This window comes from Streptomyces sp. NPDC004435 (assembly GCF_042873895.1).
GTDB lineage: Bacteria > Actinomycetota > Actinomycetes > Streptomycetales > Streptomycetaceae > Streptomyces.
The window spans coordinates 149,787-169,263 of record NZ_JBIAMB010000011.1 but is presented as its reverse complement, the minus strand read 5'-3'; the positions used below and the strand labels follow the sequence as shown (position 1 = coordinate 169,263).

The 19,477-nt window shown below is 76.1% G+C and carries 8 protein-coding genes; all 8 read right to left on the bottom strand.

All coding sequences use genetic code 11. From position 1 onward, the window contains the following. Positions 1–86 precede the first annotated feature (86 nt). Positions 87–1,100, bottom strand: coding sequence for an asparagine synthetase A (locus tag ACFYT9_RS21415; RefSeq protein WP_387279646.1), 1,014 nt, complete (start codon positions 1,098–1,100; stop codon positions 87–89). A 202-nt stretch (positions 1,101–1,302) separates the two neighbouring features. Then, on the bottom strand, positions 1,303–2,646 hold the full coding sequence (locus ACFYT9_RS21410) for a methylaspartate mutase (RefSeq protein ID WP_389166123.1): 1,344 nt from the start codon (positions 2,644–2,646) through the stop codon (positions 1,303–1,305). Then, positions 2,643–3,053: a cobalamin B12-binding domain-containing protein gene (locus tag ACFYT9_RS21405; protein WP_389166120.1), complete on the bottom strand. Its 411-nt coding sequence runs from the start codon at positions 3,051–3,053 to the stop codon at positions 2,643–2,645. The genes ACFYT9_RS21410 and ACFYT9_RS21405 overlap by 4 nt, the downstream gene beginning before the upstream one ends. Positions 3,054–3,217: 164 nt before the next feature. After that, entirely contained in the window at positions 3,218–3,433 is a 216-nt protein-coding gene (locus ACFYT9_RS21400; protein WP_387277627.1) for an MbtH family protein, read from the bottom strand. Further along, complete coding sequence (locus ACFYT9_RS21395; RefSeq protein WP_389166117.1) at positions 3,430–10,575, bottom strand: amino acid adenylation domain-containing protein; 7,146 nt, start codon at positions 10,573–10,575, stop codon at positions 3,430–3,432. The genes ACFYT9_RS21400 and ACFYT9_RS21395 overlap by 4 nt, the downstream gene beginning before the upstream one ends. A gap of 158 nt (positions 10,576–10,733) precedes the next feature. Next, on the bottom strand, positions 10,734–16,304 hold the full coding sequence (locus ACFYT9_RS21390) for a condensation domain-containing protein (protein WP_389166114.1): 5,571 nt from the start codon (positions 16,302–16,304) through the stop codon (positions 10,734–10,736). 74 nt (positions 16,305–16,378) lie between these two features. Beyond that, a complete protein-coding gene (locus tag ACFYT9_RS21385) occupies positions 16,379–18,274 on the bottom strand; it encodes an amino acid adenylation domain-containing protein (protein WP_389166324.1) in 1,896 nt (631 codons plus the stop codon). A 50-nt stretch (positions 18,275–18,324) separates the two neighbouring features. Continuing rightward, positions 18,325–19,389: a TauD/TfdA family dioxygenase gene (locus ACFYT9_RS21380; protein WP_389166111.1), complete on the bottom strand. Its 1,065-nt coding sequence runs from the start codon at positions 19,387–19,389 to the stop codon at positions 18,325–18,327. Positions 19,390–19,477 lie beyond the last annotated feature (88 nt).

The following is a 19,477-nucleotide window of genomic DNA, read 5'->3' as shown; positions in this document are numbered from 1 at the left end:
CGTCGGGGCGTTGGGCGGTGTCGGGACGGCGGGCGGGGCGGAAGCGGCGGCCGGCGCCGGGGAGGCGGGCTGGATCGGGGTCGTGGTCACGGGGCCACCACCCCGGGGAGCTTCGGGTAGGCGCTGACCTGCCAGAGGGCGTCCAGGCCGGTGAGGAAGCGGACGAGCCTCTGGAGGCCCATGCCGAAGCCGGCGCTGGACGGGATGCCCTCGCGGGCCTCCTTGAGGTACCAGGCGTACTTGGCGGGGTTCTCGCCGCTCTCCCGCATCCGGGTGACGAGGGTGGCGTAGTCGGCCTCGCGCTCGCTGCCGGAGACCAGCTCGCCGTAGCCGTGGGGGGCGATGAGGTCGAAGTTGCGCAGGACGCCCGGGCGTTCGGGGTCCTCGCGGTCGTAGAAGCCGCGGGATCCCTTGGGGTAGTCGTCGACGAAGAACGGCCGGTCGCTCTCCAGGGACAGGATGCGCTCTCCGGTCCAGTCGATCTCGCCGTCGGGGTTCTGCGGGTGCCCGAGGGAGAGGAGCCGGGCGACGGCCTCCTCGTGGGTGCGGACGTCGTACTTGCCGGCGCGGACGTCGGCGAAGGCGGCCTCCTCGCGGCCGAGTCCGGTGAGCAGTTCGGGGACGGCGGTCCAGACGTGCTCGGTGACGTGGGTGAGGAGGCCGGCCGCGATCTCCTGGGCGTCCTCGCGGCTCGCGTCGGCGATCTCGACGTCGATCTGGTGGAACTCGACGAGGTGGCGGCCGGTGGTGGCGGTCTCCTCGGGCTCCACGCGGACGTTGGGGGCGATGTAGAAGAGCCGGGGGAAGCCGCGGAGGGACGCCTGCTTGTAGAGGATGGCGCTGGTCATGAGCTTGTACGGGTGCCCGTAGTAGTCGACGTCGAGGGCCTTGGCGCCGCGGCCGCCCGGGTCGGTGACGGGTCCGACGAGCGGCGGGAGGAGCTCGGTGAAGCCCTGGCCGCGCAGGTAGTCGCGGGCTGCCTGGAGGGCTTCCTGCTGGACGAGCATGGCGGTGCGCAGGCGGGGCGAGCGCAGGTGCTCGCCGAGCGGCGGCGGGGTGCCCGGCGCGGTCTCGTCTGCGGTGGCGGCGGTCAGGTCCATGTCGGGCTCCTGTTTCGTGCGGGCGGGTGGCGGTACGGCGGCCGGGGTGGCCTCGGGGCGTGTACGTCGAGGCCGTGGTGGCCTGGGGCGTTGCTTCGTGGCGGCCGGCCTCGGGCGTGTGCTTCGTGGCTTTGGCGGCCCGGCGTGTGCGGGTGGCCGTGAGGGCCTGTGTGCGGTGCGGCCGGGTCCGTCCGGTGGTGCGTCAGACGGGGAGCGGGGCCGCGGACGGGTGGGTGCGGCCGTCGCCTGCGGCCGGGTCTTCGGGAGGGTCGTCGGCGGGGTCCCGCCGGCCGTCGTAGCGGCCGGCCACGTGCCACAGGGCGGCGAGCAGGCCGTCGGCGGTGAGCGGGGCGGCGTCGGCGGCCGCGTCGGGGCTCAGCGGCATGGACCCGGTGCGGGCCCAGCGGAGGCGCCCGGTCGGGTCGATGAAGCCGAGGGAGCGGCCGGGGTTGTCGGGGTGGAGGCAGAAGGGGACGTCGAGGAGGCCCCGGGCGAAGGCGTCGGGCAGGGCCCGGGAGAGGTCGGGGTGGAGGTCGAGGACGGCCTCCACGAGGGCGCGGGCCTCCAGGTAGACCTCGCTGTCGGCGCCGTCGGCGGGACCGGGGACCTCTTCGAGGGCGGCTGCCGCGGCGGCGGTCTCCAGCGCGCGTACGTTCTCGTCGACGGTCGGGATGCGGTGGGCCTCGGCCTCGGTCTTGACGATGAGACGGCCGGCGCCGGCGCGGACCGCGAGGCGGGCGGAGTCCTCCAGGAGGCGCAGGGCGCCGCGCTCGGTGTGCGGGTAGACGCCCATGTACGTGTAGAGGACGACGTGGCGTTCGACGTCGGCGGGGAGGAACTCGGTGGCGAGCCGGCCGAGGGCGCGCAGGGCCTCCTCGTCCTGGCCGGGATGGGTCTGCTGGGCGTAGCTGAGGGAGACGCTGCGGAGCCCGTACCGGACGAAGAAGAGGCATTCCAGGAGGCTGGTGGCGACGAGCAGGCTCGGCGGGCAGAGCTGGCCGAGGAGGCAGCCGCCGAAGCTCTCCAGGTGCGGGGTGGTGCCGGGCCGGGCGCCTTCGGCGAGCAGGCCGCAGGCGCGGACCCAGGCGGCGACGGAGTCGCGCAGCGGGGTGCGGCCGTAGGGCAGGCAGTAGGAGACCGGGCCGCCCTCGGTGGCGTCGAGGCCGGCGGTGAGGAGCGCGCGGATGATGGCCTCGGGGCGGGCGGAGCCGTGGCGGACCTGGACGGGGAAGCCGGGGTCGTAGAGCTCGTCCAGGACGGCCCGGGTGGTGGCCCGGGAGTGCGTGGCGATCGGGTAGCCGTTGAGGCGGGTGCCCTCGGCGACGGCCGCGCGGGCCCCGGCGAGGTCGCCGACGCGGGTGTAGCTGTCGACGGTCAGGGTGCCCGCGGTGTGCGCGGTGGCGGCCTTGGTGCGGGCGAGGCCCGCGCGCATCTCGCCGGGGTCGCCGAAGCCCATGCGGGGCTGGACGACGAGCCGGCCCGCGGCGGCCGAGGCCGTGACGAAGGCCCCGAAGGAGGGGACCTGGCCGGCGGGGTGCGGGGTCACGCCGGGACCTCCGTGCGGGCTCTGGCGGCGAGGAAGGCGCGCAGGGCGGCGAGGTCGTCGCCGAGGACGGCGTCGCAGCCGACTTCCAGGAGCCGGGCGACGTCGTCGTCCTGGCGGTGGCCGGCGACGCCGAGCTTGCCGCCGAGGACGACCGGCAGGGCGGCCAGGGCGGGTTCGGCGCGCAGCCCGCGGACGGCGGCGAGGCCGTCGCGGTAGCCATGGCCGTTGACGCTGCTGAGCACCACCGCGTCGGGCGCGTGCCGCCGGCAGGCGTCCACGAGGAGTTCGGCGTCCACGCAGGGGCCGAGCCCGACGACCTCGTACCCGAGCTCCTCCAGGAAGAGCCGGAGGTACACGAGATTCCACGTATGGGAGTCCGAGGCGGTCCCGCTCAAGAGAATCTTCATGTCTGAAGAATATTTTTCGGAGGGTTCCGGAAGAGGAAGTAGGAGCGGCAGCAACGACCGGCACTTTCGCATACTGGAGAATCCTCGGAAGGGTACGGAAAAGGCGCCGCGCCCCGCTGGGAATGCGGGGCGCGGCGCCTTGGGCGAGAGGGTCGCGGGAGAGGTCAGGCGTACTGGGCGACGAGGCTCTTGGGGCGGATGTCGGTCCAGGTGGTGGTGATGTACTCCAGGGCTTCTCCCCGGTCACCGGGGCCCCAGACGCTGGTCCAGCCGGCCGGGACGGCGGCGAAGGCCGGCCAGAGGGAGTGCTGGCCCTCGTCGTTGACGACGACGTGGAAGGGGTTCTCGGCATTGTCGAAGGGGTTTACGGAATCGCTCATGACTGGGTCCTCGTTTCTTTCTTCTGAAGGGCGGAGAGTTTCTCCGAGACGATGTTTCCGATGTGTGCGAGTGGTTCCGGTTCGGCCAGGTGGAGATGGCCGTGTTCGAGGGTGTGGTTCTCGATGATTCCTTCGGTGAAGGGAATCCAGGTGGCGGCGAGGGCGCCTTCGGGCTCCCCCGGCCTGCGGGCGGTGAAGAAGAGGACGTCGGTGTCGGCGCGGCCGGGGACGTGCCGGGCCATCAGCTCGGCGTGGGTCTCGGAGGCGTGGAGCACGGCCCGGAGTTCGGCGGTGGAGAACCCGGCGAGGACGGGGTCCTCGCGGCGGATCCGGTCCATCGCCTCGGCGGGGTCGCCGGCGGGGCGGGCCTCGGTCTCCTCGGGCGGCAGCACGGAGACGCTGCCGGGGCCGGTCTGGTGGACGTCCATGAGGGCGAGCAGTTCGACGCGCTCGCCGGCCTCACGCAGCCGGACGGCCATGGTGTGGGCGACGATTCCGCCGAAGGACCAGCCGAGCAGCCGGTAGGGGCCCCAGGGCTGGATCCGGCGGATCCGCTCCAGGTAGGCGTCGGCCATCTCCTCGACGCTGCCGGGCCGGTGGCCGGGGTCGCTGAGCGCACGGGCCTGGAGGGCGTACAGCGGCTGCTCGGGGCCGAGGTGGCGGGCGAGGCCGGCGTAGGCCCAGCCGACGCCGGTCCCGGGGTGGACGCAGAAGAGCGGGCGGCGGGAGCCCGCCGGGCTGAGGGGCAGGAGCACGCCGAGGGCGGAGGCCGTCGCGCCGGCGTCCGTGCCGGCGTCCTCGCCGAGGAGTCCGGCGGGGGTGGGGGCGCGGAAGAGGTCGCGGACGGTGCGCTCGACGCCGAGGACGCCGCGCATCCGGTTGACGAGGCGGACGCCGAGGAGGGAGTGCCCGCCGAGGGCGAAGAAGTTGTCGTCGACGGTGACGCGGGGCACGTCGAGGATCTCCGCGAAGAGCGCGCAGAGGACTTCCTCACGGGCGTTGCGGGGCTCGCGGCCGCCGGGGGCGGCGGCGGGCAGGTCGGGGGCGGGGAGCGCGGCCCGGTCGGGCTTGCCGTTGACGGTGAGCGGCAGGGCGTCGAGGACGACGACGGCGCTCGGGACGAGGTGTTCGGGCAGGACCCGGCGGGCCTCGGCGAGGAGTTCGGCCTCGGTGACGGAGTCGCCGGCGCGCGGGACGGCGTAGCCGACGAGACGCTTGTCGCCGGGCCGGTCCTCGCGGACGACGGCGAGGGCCTGGCCGACGGCGGGGTGGGCGGCGAGGACCCGCTCGACCTCGCCGGGTTCGATGCGGACGCCGCGGAGCTTGATCTGGCCGTCGGCGCGGCCGAGGAAGCGCAGTTCGCCGTCCGGGGTCCACAGGACGCGGTCGCCGGTGCGGTACATGCGGCTGCCGTCGGCCTCGAAGGGGTCGGGCACGAAGCGTTCGGCGGTGAGGCCGGGGCGGCCGGTGTAGCCGCGGGCGACGTGGCCGCCGGCGATGTACAGCTCGCCGGGGACGCCGGGCGGGACGGGGCGCAGGGCGTGGTCGAGGACGTGGCTGCGGGTGTTGTCCATGGGCCGGCCGAGGTGGAGGCCGGTGCCGGTGAGGGTGCGCTGCCCGGTGGTGAACCACTGGTTGTGCGAGGCGAAGGTGGTCTCGGTGGGGCCGTAGGAGTGCACGAGGACGGTGTCGGGGCAGTGGGTGAGGACCCGCTGGACGGCGGCGGGCGAGGCGATGTCGCCGCCGGTCCACACCTCGCGCAGCAGGCGGAGGGTGTCGAGCCCCTCGTCGGCCATGACGTGGAAGAGGCCGACGGTGAAGTAGGCGGTGGTGACGCCGTGCGCGCGGACGGTGCGGTCGGTCTCGGCGAGGTCGGTGCCGTCGCCGCGCATGAGGACGAGGCTGCCGCCGGAGAGGAGCGGGACCCATAGTTCGAAGGCGGAGGCGTCGAAGCCGGTGGCGGAGTGGACGAGCATCCTGCGGCCGGGGCCGAGGGAGACGTCGCGGTCGGCGGCGAGTTCGACGAGGTTGCGGTGGGTGACGCCGACGCCCTTGGGCCGGCCGGTGGAGCCGGAGGTGAACATCACGTAGGCGAGGTCGTCCTCCGAGGCGTCCTTCGAGGGGTCCCTGGAGGCGTCTTCGGCAGCGCCCGGGTCGAGGGGGCCGGTCTCCCCCGCGTCGACGCCGAGCACCCGTACGCCCTCCGGGGCGGTGTGGTGCCGGTCGGTGGCGACGAGGCGTGCGGCGGAGTCCTCCAGCATGAGGCGGACGCGGGCCTCGGGCAGCCGGGGGTCGAGCGGCAGGTAGGCGGCGCCGCTCTTGAGCACGGCGAGCGCGGTGACGACGAGCGGGACGCCCCGGTCGAGGAGGACGCCGACGGTGTCGCCGCGGCGGACTCCGGCGGCGCGGAGCCGTGCGGCGAGGGCGTCGGCGCGGGCGTCGAGCTGCCCGTAGGTGACGGTCTCCTCGTCGGTGACGAGGGCGGGGACCTCGGGGGCGCGGGCGGCGCGGCGGGCGATGACGGCGTGCACGGTGCCCCGTTCGGCGGGGACGGCGGCGGTGTCGTTGTAGTCGCCGGTGAGCCGGAAGCGGTCGGCGTCGGTGAGGAGGGGCAGGTCGCCGACGCGGACGGCGGGGTCGGCCGCGGCGGCGCGCAGGGTGCGCTCCAGGTGGGCGGCGAGGAGGGCGGCAGTGGGGGCGTCGAAGAGGTCGGTGGCGTATTCGAGTCCGCCCGTGAGGCCCGCGGGCCGGCCGTCGGGGCCGCGCCGCTCGGCGAGGGCGAAGGTGAGGTCGAACTTGGTGGTGACGGTGGTGAGGAGGGCGGGCCCGTCCTCGCGGAAGAGGCCGTGCGCGGCGGCGGCGCCGGGGACGCCGCGGGTGTAGTCGTGGTGGAGCTGGACGACGATCTGGGCGAGCGGGTGGTGGGCGGTGGTGCGGACCGGGTTGAGGTGTTCGACGACCCGGTCGAAGGGGAGCTCCTGGTGGGCGAAGGCGGCGAGGTCGGTGTCCCGGACGCGGTGGAGGAGTTCGGTGAAGGCGGGGTCGCCGGAGGTGTCGGTGCGCAGGACGAGGGTGTTGACGAAGAAGCCGACGAGCCCGCCGAGGTGGTCGTCGTCGCGGCCTGCGGTCATGGTGGCGAGCGGGAGGTCGGTGCCGGCGCCGTGCCGGGTGAGGACGGCGGCGAGGGCGGCCTGGAGGACCATGAAGAGGGTGGCTCCGCCCCGGCGGGCGAGCGTTTCCAGGGCCTCGTGGGTGGCGGCGTCGATGGCGATCGGGGCGTGGGCGCCCCGGTGGCTCGCCTCGGCGGGCCGGGGGCGGGCGACGGGCAGGTCGAGGGCGGCGGGGGCGCCGGCGAGGGTGTCGTGCCAGAAGGCGCGGTGGGCGTCGGCGCCGGGGCCTTCGAGGAGGTCGCGCTGCCAGAGGGTGTAGTCGGCGTACTGGACGGGCAGCGGCTCCCACTCGGGTGCGCGGCCCTCGGCGCGGGCGGTGTAGGCGGTGGCGAGGTCGGCGAGGAGGGGGCCGGTGGACCAGCCGTCGGCGGCGATGTGGTGGACGAGGAGGACGAGGACCTGTCCGGTGCCGTCGTCGGGGGTGAGGAGCGCGGCCCGGAGCGGGGTCTCCCGGGCGAGGTCGAAGACGTGGCCGGCGGCTTCGGCGGCGGCGTCGGCGAGCCGTGCGGCGGGGACGGTCCGTACGTCGAGGGCGGGGCGGACGCCGGTGAGGACGTCCTGGTGGGGTTCGCCGTCGACGGCGCGGTAGCGGGTGCGCAGGACCTCGTGCCGGTCGGACAGGTCGGCGAGGGCCGCGGCGAGGGCGGTCGGGTCGAGGGGGGCGGCGGGGCGCAGGACGAGCGGGATGTTGTAGGAGGCGCTGGGGCCTTCGAGGGTGTCGATGAACCAGAGGCGGCGCTGGGCGTACGAGAGCGGGAGGCGTGCGGGCCGGTCGGCGCGTGCGGTGAGGCGGGGGCGGGGCGCGGCGCCGGCCTCGTCGCCCTCGGGGGCGGCGGGGGCGCCGATGCGGTGGGCGAGGGCGGTGGGCGTCGGGGCGAGGAGGAGGTCGCGGACCTGGACGTCGGCCCCGAGCCGGGCGCGGATCCGGTTGGCGAGGCGGACTCCGCTCATGGAGTGCCCGCCGATGGTGAAGAAGCCCTCGTGGGGGCCGACCTCGTCGAGGCCGAGGACCTCGGCGAAGAGGGCGCGCAGGGTGTCGACGAGCTCCCGGTCGGCGGGGGTGTCCTCCGGGGCGTCCGCGCTCTGCGGGGTGTCCGGCGCGGCGGCGCGGTCGCGGCGGGCGTCGAGGGCGTGCCGGTCGGCGGCGGGGACGAGGCGCTCGTCGGGGACGGGCGCGGTCGGGTCGTCGGCGGCGGTGCGCAGGGCGGCTTCGAGGGCGGCGAGGAGGAGCCGGGGGACGTCCTCGTCGAGGACGTCGCGGGCGTATTCGAGTCCGAGGGCGAGTCCGGCGGGCGCGCCGTCGGCGTCGCGGTGGTCGACGCAGGCGGCCGTGAGGTCGAACTTGGTGGTGGCGGGCCCCTCCTCGGCCGGGAGGCGGCCGGTGAGACCGCCGAAGGGGAAGGTCTCCGGGTCGGGTCCGGCGGAGCGGAGGGTGAGCATCACCTGGAAGAGGGGGTGGACGCCGGGCGTGCGGGGCGGGTTGAGGTGTTCGACGAGCAGGTCGAAGGGGAGCCGCTGGTGGGCGAAGGCGGCGAGGTCGGTGTCGCGGACGCGGTCGAGGAGGCCGGCGAAGGCGGGTGCGCCGGTGGTGTCGGTGGGCAGGACGAGGGTGTTGACGAAGAACCCGACGAGGTCGTCGAGTGCTTCGTCGTCGCGGCCGGCGACGGGGGTGCCGAGGGCGAGCCGGTCGCCGGCGCCGGCGGCGCGCAGGGCGAGTCCGAGGGCGGCCTGGAGGACCATGAGGAGGCTGGCGTCGTGGTCCTCGGCGAGGCGGACGAGCCGGGCGTGCACGGCGGGTTCGAGGCGGGTGGTGACGAGGCCGCCGGCGTGGTCGCGGAGGGCGGGGCGGGGCCGGTCGAGGGGCAGCGGCGTGACGGCGGGCAGGTCGGCGAGCGCGTCCCGCCAGTGGGCGAGTCCCTGGCCGGTGACGGAGCCGGGGTCGTCGGGGTCGCCGAGGACGTCGTGCTGCCAGAGGGTGTAGTCGGCGTACTGGACGGGCAGCGGGTCCCACTCGGGTGCGCGGCCCTCGGCGCGGGCGGCGTAGGCGGTGGCGAGGTCGGTCATGAGGGGGGTGAGGGACCAGCCGTCGCCGGCGACGTGGTGGAGCAGGACGGCGAGGGTGGCGCCGGGGCCGTCCTCGGGGAGGAGGAGGGCGACGCGCAGCGGGAGTTCGCGGGCGAGGTCGAAGGTCTCGGCGGTGAAGCGGGCGACGAGGCCGGGCAGGGCGTCCGCCGGGGCGTCGACGGTGCGGAGGCGTACCGCGCTCGCGGCGAGGACGTGCTGGTAGGGCTCGTCGTCGGGGGCGAGGAGGACGGTGCGGAGCGCCTCGTGGCGTTCGGCGAGGTCGGTGACGGCGGCGGCGAGGGCCGCGCGGTCGGGGGCCGAGTCCAGGTGGAGGACGATCGGCATGTTGTAGGCGGCGGAGGGGCCGTCGAGCTGGTTGACGAGCCAGAGGCGGCGCTGGGCGTGGGAGAGCGGCACCCGCTCGTCGGCGGGCAGCGGGTCCTCGTGGACGACGGGCAGCCGGGGGTCGGTGGTGCGGAGGACCTTGCGGTTGATCTTGCCGGAGCTGGTGCGGGGCAGGGCGACGACGATCGAGACGGCGGGCACGGCCGCGGCCGGCATCCGCTCGCGCACCCGGTCGCGCAGTTCCTCGGCGCCGGTGCCGCCGTCGGTGACGACGAAGGCGACGAGGCGCTTGACGCCGTCGGCGTCCTGCTGGGCGACGACGGCGGCCTCGCGGACGGCGGGATGGCCGGCGAGGACGGAGTCGACGGCGGCGGGGTCGATGCGCTGGCCGCCGATCTTCACCTCGTCGTCGAGGCGCCCGTGGTAGAGGATCTGGCGGTCGTCGCCGATGGTGACCAGGTCGCCGGTGCGGTAGGCGCGTTCGCCGTCGAGTTCGGTGAAGCGGCGGGCGTTGAGCTCGGGCCGGTGGAGATAGCCGCGGGTCAGGCCGCCTCCCAGGAGCCAGAGCTCTCCCTCGACGACGGCGGCCCGGACGCCGGGGAGGGGGCGGCCGATGGGGACCGGTCCCGGGTCGTGCCGGGTGAGGTCCGCGACGGTGGCGACGACGGTGGTCTCGGTGGGCCCGTACGCGTTGAGCAGCCGGACCCGGTCGCCGACGAGTCCGCGCCACTGGGCGATCCGCTCGGGCAGGGCGGCCTCGCCGTAGATGATGACGGTGCGCAGCGCGGCGGGGAGCCGGACGGCGCCGGTGGTGAGGACGTAGACCAGCTCGTGCCAGTAGGCGGCGGGCAGGTCGAGGAGGGTGACGCCGGTCCGCTCGCAGCCGGCGAGGAGTTCGCCGACGTCGAGCATGTCGTCGGTGCGCAGCACGAGGGTGCCGCCGGCGCCGAGGACGGTGAAGACCTCCTGGATGCTTGCGTCGAAGTGCAGCGGGCTGAACTGGAGGACGCGGGAGTCGGCGTCGATGCCGTACGCGGGGACGGCGCCGGCGATGAAGTGGGCGAGGGAGTCGTGGGCGACGACCACGCCGTTGGGCACGCCGGTGGAGCCGGAGGTGTAGATGACGTAGGCGGCGCCCTCTCCGGCGCCGGGTCCTTCGAGGACGAGCTCGCCGTGGCGGGCGACCTCGGCGGGTGCGGGGGCGGAGTCTCCGCAGGCGTCCCGGAGGATGGCGGCGTTGCGGGCGTCGGGGGCCTGCACGTCGAGCGGCAGGTAGGCGGCGCCGGTGGTGAGGACGGCGAGGAGGCCGACGATCGCGTCGATGCCGCGCGGCCGGTGGAGCGCCACGAGGCGGCCGGGTCCGGCGCCCTGGGCGGCGAGTTCGGCGGCCCGGGCGCGGACCGCGGCGCCGAGCTCGGCGTAGGTCAGGCGGGCGTCGGCGTGGACCAGGGCCATGGCTTCGGGGCGGGTGCGCTCCTGGCCGGCGATGAGGTCGAGCACCGGCGGCGCGGCGGCGGGAGAGGGACCGCCGTCGAGCAGGTCGTCCGTTCTGCTGCGGGGCATGCTGAGTTCCTCCGGTAAGGGGCGGGAGACCGGGGCGAACGGTTCCTCTCGCCTCCGTGGCCACCACGCTAGGGGCGGCCCCCGCCCGTCCGGGGCAGTAGACGCGGCAGCTCCGGGCGGCAGAAACGCCGTCCGGAGCTGCCGGTGTGCGGGGCCGTTCAGCGGCCGGTGCGGGTGCCCGCCCGGGTGCGCCGCTTGAGTGCGGGCGCCGGGACCGGCGGGCGCGGCGGCGCCGCGGGGCCGTGGGCGCGGGGCTCTCCCGGGGTCCGGGTGCCGTCGGGGGTGTTGCGGGTGGCGGGCGCCGGCTCGTCGAGCAGCCGGGCGAGGGCGGCGGCGGTCGGGTTGCGGAAGACGTCCCGCAGGGTGAGGTCCTGCCCGAACTCCGCCCGGACGCGGTTGAGGAGTCGCACGGCGAGGAGCGAATGGCCGCCGTTCTTGAAGAAGTTGTCCGCGCGGCCGAGGGTCCGGCCGCCGAGGACCTCGCGGAAGAGCGCGAGCAGCCGCTCCTCCCGGGCGCGGTCCCGGGCCTCGGTCTCCGGCCCGGCCGTGGCGGCGCCGGGCCGCGCTCCCCCGCCGCCGACCGCGACGCGAGCCGGGGCGAGGTACTCGGGGAGCCGCCGCTCGGCCCAGGCGCGCAGCTCCTCCTCGGTGACGGAGGCGCCGGGCGCGCAGGCGACGGTGGCGTGCAGCCGGTCGTCGTGGACCTCCACGGAGGCTCCGGTGACGGCCGGGTGGGAGAGCAGCGCCTCCTCGACACGGCCGGGTTCGACGGCGTAGCCGCCGGCGGTGAGGGTGGCGACGGGCCGCAGGGTGCCGTCGGCGGCGGCGTACGCCCGCCGGCCCGTGGCGCGCAGTCCGCCGCCGGGGGCCGGAGCGTGCACCTCGCCGGGGACGCGGACGGGGGCGGAGCGGCCCCGCTCGTCGAGGACGGTTCCGTGCGCCGACGGTGACGGTGCGCCGCTCCCGTAGTGGGGGGCGGACAGCGGGGCGTCGGGGTCGGCGGCGAAGGCGTCGAGGGTCTCGGCGAGGCGTCCGGCGAGGAGGCGGGCGGTGTCGGCGTCGTACAGGGCGGTGGCGTACTCCAGGACGCCGCGCAGTCCGCCGGGGGCGCCGTCGGGGCCGGTGAGTTCGGTGAGGGCGAAGGTGAGGTCGCTCTTGGCGCCCGTACCGGTGAAGGCGACGGGGTCGCCGTCGAGGACGGACGGGGCGCTGCCGGCGGCGTCGGCGGCGTGGACCTGGAGCATGACCTGGACGAGCGGGGCGTGGGCCGCGGAGCGCTGCGGGCTGAGGTGCTCGACCAGCCGGTCGAAGGGCAGGTCCTGATGGCTGTAGGCGGCGAGCCCGGACTCGCGGACCCGGTGGACGAGGTCGGTGAAGGCCGGGTCGCCGGAGGTGTCGGTGCGCAGGACGAGGGTGTTGACGAAGAAGCCGACGAGCGGGTGGAGGGCGTGGTCGGCGCGGCCCGCGACGGTGGTGCCGAGGGCGATGTCGGTGCCGGCGCCGTGCCGGGTGAGGAGGGCGGCGAGGGCGGCCTGGACGACCATGAAGAGGGTGGCGCCGTGGACCCGGGCCGTACGCAGCAGGGCCTGGTGGGTGGCGGCGCCGACCTCGAAGCCGGTGAGGGCTCCCCGGCCGTCGCCCTCCAGCGGGCGGGGACGGTCGGTGGGGAGCGCGAGGAGCGGCGGCATCCCGGCGAGGGCGGTGCTCCAGTGGGCGAGCTGTTCGGCGGCGACGCCCAGGGTGCCGGGCTCGCCGTCCGTGCCGGGGGTGCCGTCGAGCAGTCGGTGCTGCCAGAGGGTGTAGTCGGCGTACTGGACGGGGAGCGGCTGCCGGGCGGGTGCGCGGCCGGCGGCGCGGGCACGGTAGGCGGCGTCGAGGTCGGCGAGGAGGCAGGCGGTGGACCAGCCGTCGGACGCGATGTGGTGGACGAGGAGGACGAGGGTCTGCCGCTCCTCGGCGTCGGTGACGAGCGTCGCGCGGAAGGGGATCTCGGCGGTGAGGTCGAAGACATGGCCCGCCGCGGCGTCGACGGCGGCGCGGACGGCTCCGGGACCGTCGGCGCGGATCTCGTCGAGGACGGGTGCCTGGTCGTCGAGGACGAGCTGGTACGGCTCGCCGTCGGTGGACCGGTAGACGGTGCGGAGCACTTCGTGCCGGGCGGCGGTGTCGGCGAGGGCGGCGGCGAGGACGGCCGGGTCGAGCGGGCGGTGCAGGCGGGTGACGACGGGGATGTTGTAGGTGGCACTGGGGCCTTCGAGGCGGCCGACGAACCAGAGGCGGCGCTGGGCGGCGGAGAGCGGCAGCCGGGCGGGGCGCAGGGCGGCGGGGACCGGCCGGAGCGCGGGTCGGGCGGGGCCGCCGCCGTGCTCGTCGAGGCGGCGCAGCAGCGCCCGGGGGGTGGGGGCGAGGAAGACGTCGCGGATGGCGGCCTGGAGGCCGAGGGTGCCGCGCACCCGGTTGGCGAGCTTGCCGGCGAGGAGCGAGTGGCCGCCGAGCTTGAAGAAGTTGTCGTCGGCCAGGACGGTCTCGCGGCCGAGGAGTTCGGCGTAGAGGCCGCGGAGGATCTCCTCGCGCGGGTCGGCGGGTGCGGTCTCCCGGCGGGCCGGGCCGTCCTCGGCGCCGGTGGCGGTCTCCCGTGCGGCGTCGAGCGCGTCGTGGCGCCGGTCGAGCTCCCGCCGCTGGTCCTCGGTGGCCCAGGCGACGGCGCTCAGGGGGGTGTCGCCGGGCTGTGCGGCGAGGGTCGCGAGGGCGTGCCGGAAGAGGCCGAGGAGGAGGTCGGCGGTGTCGGCGTCGTACAGGTCGGTGGCGTACTGGAGGCCGAGGAGGAGCGGGCCGGGGGCGCCGTCGGCGTCGTGGCTTCCGGAGCAGTGGAAGCTCAGGTCGAACTTGGCGCTGCCGAGGTCGGCGCCGTCGAGGACGGCCGTGACGCCGCCGAGGGTGGCGGTGTCCTCGCGGCGCTCCTGGGCGCTGACCATGACCTGGAAGAAGGGGTGGCGGCCGAGAGAACGCTCGGGGTTGAGGTCCTCGACGAGGAGGTCGAACGGCAGGTCCTCATGGGCGAAGGCGGCGAGGTCGGCCTCGCGCACCCGCCGCAGGACCTCGGCGAGGGTGGGGTCGCCGGAGAGGTCGGTGCGCAGGGCCAGGGTGTTGACGAAGAAGCCGACGAGGCCGTCGAGCGCTTCGTCGGGCCGGCCGGCGACCGGGGCGCCGACGACCTGGTCGGGGCCTGCTCCGGCGGCGCGCAGGGCGAGCGCGAGGGCGGCGCGGACGACCATGAAGAAGGTGGCGTGGCCGTCGCGGGCGAGCCGGGTCAGCGCCCGGTGGGCTTCGGCGTCGAGCGTGGCGGTGGCCAGGGCGCCGCGGCCGCTGGGCTCGGTGCGGCGGGGCCGGTCGGCGGGGAGCCGGGTCTCGGCGGGGGCGCCGTCCAGCGCGGTGCGCCAGAAGTCGAGGCGCTGTCGTACGAAGGCGCCCTCGGGGGCGAGGAGTTCGCGCTGCCAGAGGGTGTAGTCGGCGTACTGGACGGGCAGCGGCTGCCACTGCGGTGCGCGGCCCTCGGCGCGGGCGGTGTAGGCGGTGTCGAGGTCGGCGAGGAGGCGGGCGGTGGACCAGCCGTCGGTGGCGATGTGGTGGACGGAGAGCACCAGGACCGCGGAGTCCTCGCCCTCGGTCGTGAAGAGGTGTGCGCGGAGCGGGAGTTCACGGGTGATGTCGAGGGGTCGGCGGGCGAAGTCGGTCATCCGATCGTGGAGTTCGCCGGGCGCGCAGGACGTGGTGCCGACGGGGACGGCCGGGGCGGTGGTGGCGGACTGGTACGGCTCGCCGTCGACGGCCGGGTAGACGGTCCGCAGCACTTCGTGCCGGTCGAGGAGGTCGCGGAGCGCGGCTTCGAGGACGACCGGGGCGGGTCGGGTGGCGAGGCGGAGGACGACGGGCGCGTTGTAGGCGGCGGAGGGGCCCTCCATCCGGCCGAGGAGCCACAGCCGGCGCTGGGCGGAGGAGAGCGGGAGCCGGTCCGGGCGGAGGGCGGCGGGGACGGCGCGCAGGGCGGGGCGGGGGGTGCCGCCGCCCTGGCCGTCGAGGCGGCGCAGGAGCCGGCGCGGGGTGGGGGCGAGGAAGACGTCGCGGATCGCCGCGTGGAGGCCGAGGACGGACCGGACCCGGTTGGTGAGCTTGCCGGCGAGGAGGGAGTGGCCGCCGAGCTTGAAGAAGTTGTCGTCGGCGAGCACGGTGCCGGCGCTGTCGAGGAGTTCGGCGAAGAGGCCGCGGAGGATCTCCTCGCGGGGGTCGGCGGCCGGTCCGGCGCCGGCGGCTCCGGCGTTCCACGCGTCGGGGCGCGGCTCCCGGGCGTCGGCGGCGAGGGCGCGGTGGCGACGGTCGATGCCGGCCTGCTGGTCCTCGGTGAGGAGGGTGAGCTCGCCGACCCGGGTGGTGCCGGGGCGCTCGGCGAGGGCGGTGAGGGCGGCGCCGAGGAGGTCGAGCAGGAGTGCGGCGGTGTCGGCGTCGTACAGGTCGGTGGCGTACTGGAGGCCGAGGAGGAGTCCGGCGGGTTCGCCGTCGGCGCCGGTGTGCTCCTGGCAGTGGAAGGAGAGGTCGAACTTGGCGGTGGCGAGGTCGGCCTCGTCGAGGACGGCGGGAACGCCGCCGAGCCGTACCTCCCGTGTCTCCCGGGCGTGCGCCGCGACCATCACCTGGAAGACGGGGTGACGCCCGAGGGAGCGCTCGGGGTTGAGGTCCTCGACGAGGAGGTCGAAGGGCAGGTCCTCGTGGGCGAAGGCGGCGAGGTCGGCCTCGCGCACCCGCCGCAGGACCTCGGCGAGGGTGGGGTCGCCGGAGAGGTCGGTGCGCAGGGCGAGCGTGTTGACGAAGAAGCCGACGAGTTCGTGCAGGTCCTCCTCGGGGCGGCCGGCGACGGGGGTGCCGACGACCTGGTCGGGGCCGGCTCCGGCGGCGCGCAGGGCGAGCGCGAGGGCGGCGCGGACGACCATGAAGAAGGTGGCGCCGCCGTCCCGGGCGACCCGGGTGAGCGCCCGGTGGGTGGCGGCGTCGAGGGTGGCGGTGGTGAAGGCGCCGGTGTGGGTCGGCTCGGTGGGCCGGGGCCGGTCGGCGGGGAGCCGGGTCTCGGCGGGGGCGCCGTCGAGGGCCGCGCGCCAGTGGGCGAGCTGTTCGCGGGCGGTGCTGTCCGGGTCGTCGGGGTCGCCGAGCATGTCCCGCTGCCAGAGGGCGTAGTCGGCGTACTGGACGGGCAGCGGCTCCCACTCCGGTGCGCGGCCCTCGGCGCGGGCCGTGCAGGCGGTGTCGAGGTCGGCGAGGAGGCAGCCGACGGACCAGCCGTCGGTGGCGATGTGGTGGACGGAGAGCACCAGGACCGTGGACTCCTCGCCGGCGGTCTCGAAGAGGCCGACGCGCAGCGGGAGTTCACGGGTGACGTCGATGGGGGCGCGGGCGAACTCCGTGACCCGGCCGTCCGCCTCCCCGGCCGGGCACCGAACCGTCTCGACCGGGATCCGGGCGTCGTCGAGGATCCGCTGGTGCGGCTCCCCGTCCACGGCCGGGTAGACCGTGCGGAGCACCTCGTGCCGCGCCACCACGTCCCCCACGGCCGCCTCCAGGACGGCCGGGTCCGGCCGGGTGGCGAGGCGGAGCACCACGGGCGCGTTGTAGGCGGGGGACGAGCCCTCCAGCCGGTTCATGAACCACAGACGCCGCTGGGCGTAGGACAGGGGGATCACGGTTGCTGCCTCTCGTGAAGGGCGGGGGCGGGCGGGTGGGCCGGTGGCGCGGGCCGCGGGGGTGCGACCGGCGGTCAGGCATCCCGCGCGGCCGTCAGCTCCTCGATGTGGGCCGCCAGGTCGCGGAGGCGGGGGTTCGCGTAGACGGCCTTGACCGGCAGGGCGACGGAGAGTTCGGCGCGGACCCGGGCGACGAGCTTGATGGCGAGGAGGGAGTGGCCGCCGAGCTTGAAGAAGTTGTCGTCGGGGCCGATCGAGGAGGCGCCGAGGACCTGGGTCCAGACGCGGCCGATGAGCTCCTCGGCGGGGCCGGAGAGACCCGCGCCGCCGGCGGGGGTGGTGTCGGCGGGCTCGGGGGTCTCGGCGCGGGTGGGCAGGGCGGCCCGGTCGAGCTTGCCGCTCGGGGTCGTGGCGAACCTCTCCACGGCGACGAACGCGGACGGCAGCATGTAGGCGGGCAGGGTCGCGGCGAGCGCGGCGCGCAGGGCGTCGGCGTCGCCTCCCCGGTGGTAGGCGAGGAGGGCGGGGCTGCCGGCGGCGTCCTCGCCGAGGACGACGGCGGCCTCGGCCACGCCTTCCTGCCGGGTGAGGGCGGCCTCGATCTCGGGGAGTTCGATGCGGTGGCCGCGGAGCTTGACCTGCCCGTCGGCGCGGCCGAGGTAGGCGAGGCGGCCGTCGGGGAGGAGGCGGCACCGGTCGCCGGTGCGGTAGGCGCGGGCTCCGGTGGCGGCGTCGGCGGCGGGATCGGCGGTAAAACGCTCGGCGGTGAGGGCGGGCCGGTTGCGGTAGCCGCGGGCGACGCGGGGTCCTGCGAGGTACAGCTCCCCCGTCTCGCCCGGGGCGACCGGGGCGAGCTTCTCGTCGAGGAGGCGCATCGACAGGCCGGGCAGGACGGTGCCGATGTGCGGCTGTCCGGGGCGGTCGATCCAGCCGGCGGTGGCGTCGACGGTGCACTCGGTGGGTCCGTACACGTTGAGCGCGCGCAGCAGGCCGGAGGTGTGGGCGGCGGCGAGCCGGTCCCACAGGGCGGGGCTGATGGCCTCGCCGCCGATGAGCAGGGTCAGCGGGCGGGGGCCGCCGTCGGCGGTCAGCAGGTCGAGCAGCGGCTCGGCGTGGGAGGGCGTGATGTCGAGGTCGGTGAGGCCGTGGGCGTCGACGAAGGCGGCGAGGAGGGCGGGGTCGCGGCGGGTCTCCTCGTCGATCATGACGAGGGTGTCGCCGCGGCAGAGCCGTACCCACTGCTGGACGGAGGCGTCGAAGGACGGCGAGGCGTTCCAGCCGACCCTGCGGGCCTCACCGGTCGCGGCGCCGGCGCCCTCCAGCTCGGCGAGCAGCAGCGAGGCGGCACCGCGGCCGATCTCGACGCCCTTGGGGCGGCCGGTGGAGCCGGAGGTGTAGATGACGTAGGCGAGGGTGTCGGCGGTGACGGGCACGGGCCGGTACGAGGCGGCCTGCCCCGCGGCGGGAGCGGTGAGCTCCGCGAGGGTGAGGGTACGGGTGCCGGTCCGGGCCGCGGCGGAGGCGTCCGTTCCCGTGTCCGCGCCTTGCGTGGCCGTGTCCTGTACGACGACGAGGTCGGCGCCGGAGTCGGCGAGGAGGTAGGCGCGGCGCTCGGCGGGGAGCGCGGGGTCGACGGGCAGATAGGCGGCGCCGGCGGTGAGGGTGCCGATGAGGGCGGTGGCGAGGCCGGCGCCGCGCGGCAGGCAGAGGGCGACGACGCTCTCCGGGCCGACGCCGAGGGCGGTGAGCCGGGCGGCGACGGCGGCGGCCTCGGCGCGCAGTTGGTCGAAGGTCAGCGTCCGGTCGGCGGCGACGACCGCGGTGCGCCCGCCGGGGGCGGTGGCGAGCCGGGCGAGGAGGTCGGCGTGCCCGGTGCCGGCGGCGCAGCCGGAGCAGGCGCAGGGGGCGGTGGCCGCGAGGAGGGCGGTCGCGTCGGCGGGGGCGGTGGCCTCGGGGAGGACGGCGGTCACGGCGGCCGGGGCGGTGGTCTCGGGGAGGGTGGCAGTCATGGCGGCGGGGCTCACATTCCGTACGGGTGGGCGGAGGGCGCGACGGTCGGGGAGCAGTCGGACAGCGGGACCGGCTCGCCCATGGCGACGAGGATCTTGCGGGCGCCCGTGTACGACTCGCGTCCGTGCGCGCAGAGGATGTTGTCGACGAGCATCAGGTCGCCGGCCTGCCAGGTCTCGCGGACGGTGACGGCCTGGTAGGCGTCGTTGACGGTGTCGACCTCGGCGTCGGTGAGGGTGGTGCCGTCGCCGAGCCGGGTGTCGAAGGGCAGGCCGTCGGCGCCGAAGGTCTCGGTGAGGACCTCGCGGACGTCCTCGTCGAGGCTGCGGGCGTTCCAGAAGGCGAAGTGGTTGAACCAGACGCGCTCGCCGGTGACCGGGTGGGTGACGATCGCGGAGCGGAGCTGGCGGGTGCGCAGGGTGTCCTCGTCGAGCCATTCGTACCCGATGGAGTGCGCGTCGCAGTACTCCTCCGCGCCGGCCGGGTCGTCGGCGGAGAACGCCTTGCGCCAGGGCATCCCGGCCAGGTCGGAGTAGTTGCGGACGAGCAGCCAGCCGGCTTCCTCGAAGCGGGCGACGAGCTCCGGCGGGAGGAGGGACAGGGCGCGGCGCATGTCGCCGACGGTGGTGGCGCCGCCGGTCTCGGGCGCGGTGACGCAGCCGAAGAGGAGGACGCCGGGGAAGTCGAGGGTGTAGCTGTTCTCGTTGTGCAGGCGGATCGGCTGGATCGCCGGCAGGTCGGTGGAGGAGAAGACGCCCTCGCCGAAGTCGGTGCGCGGGGTGGCCTTCTCCTTGTACCCGGCGCGCTGGGCGATCAGCGCGTCCCGGGCCTCGGCGAAGGTGCCGGCGTCGGTGACGGGCAGGCCGCGGAGCATCACGGCGCCGGAGCGGTGCAGCTCGGCCTGGATCTCGGGGCGGCGGGCGGCGAGCCAGGCGGTGGCCTCGGCCATCTCGGCGAAGCGGGGGACCTGGATCAGGGCGGGCTTGCCGGACTCCCGGACGACGGCCAGGGCGTCGTCGGCGGCGGCCGGTGCCTGAGTCGGGGTCGTGGTCGGGGTCGGGGCGAAAGTGGTCATGGTGTGTACCTCGTCTTCGGTGGGTGGCGGGCGCGGGGCGGCGGGCCGGGCCGCTCAGGCCGTGGCGGCGGGCGCGGCCAGGTGGCCG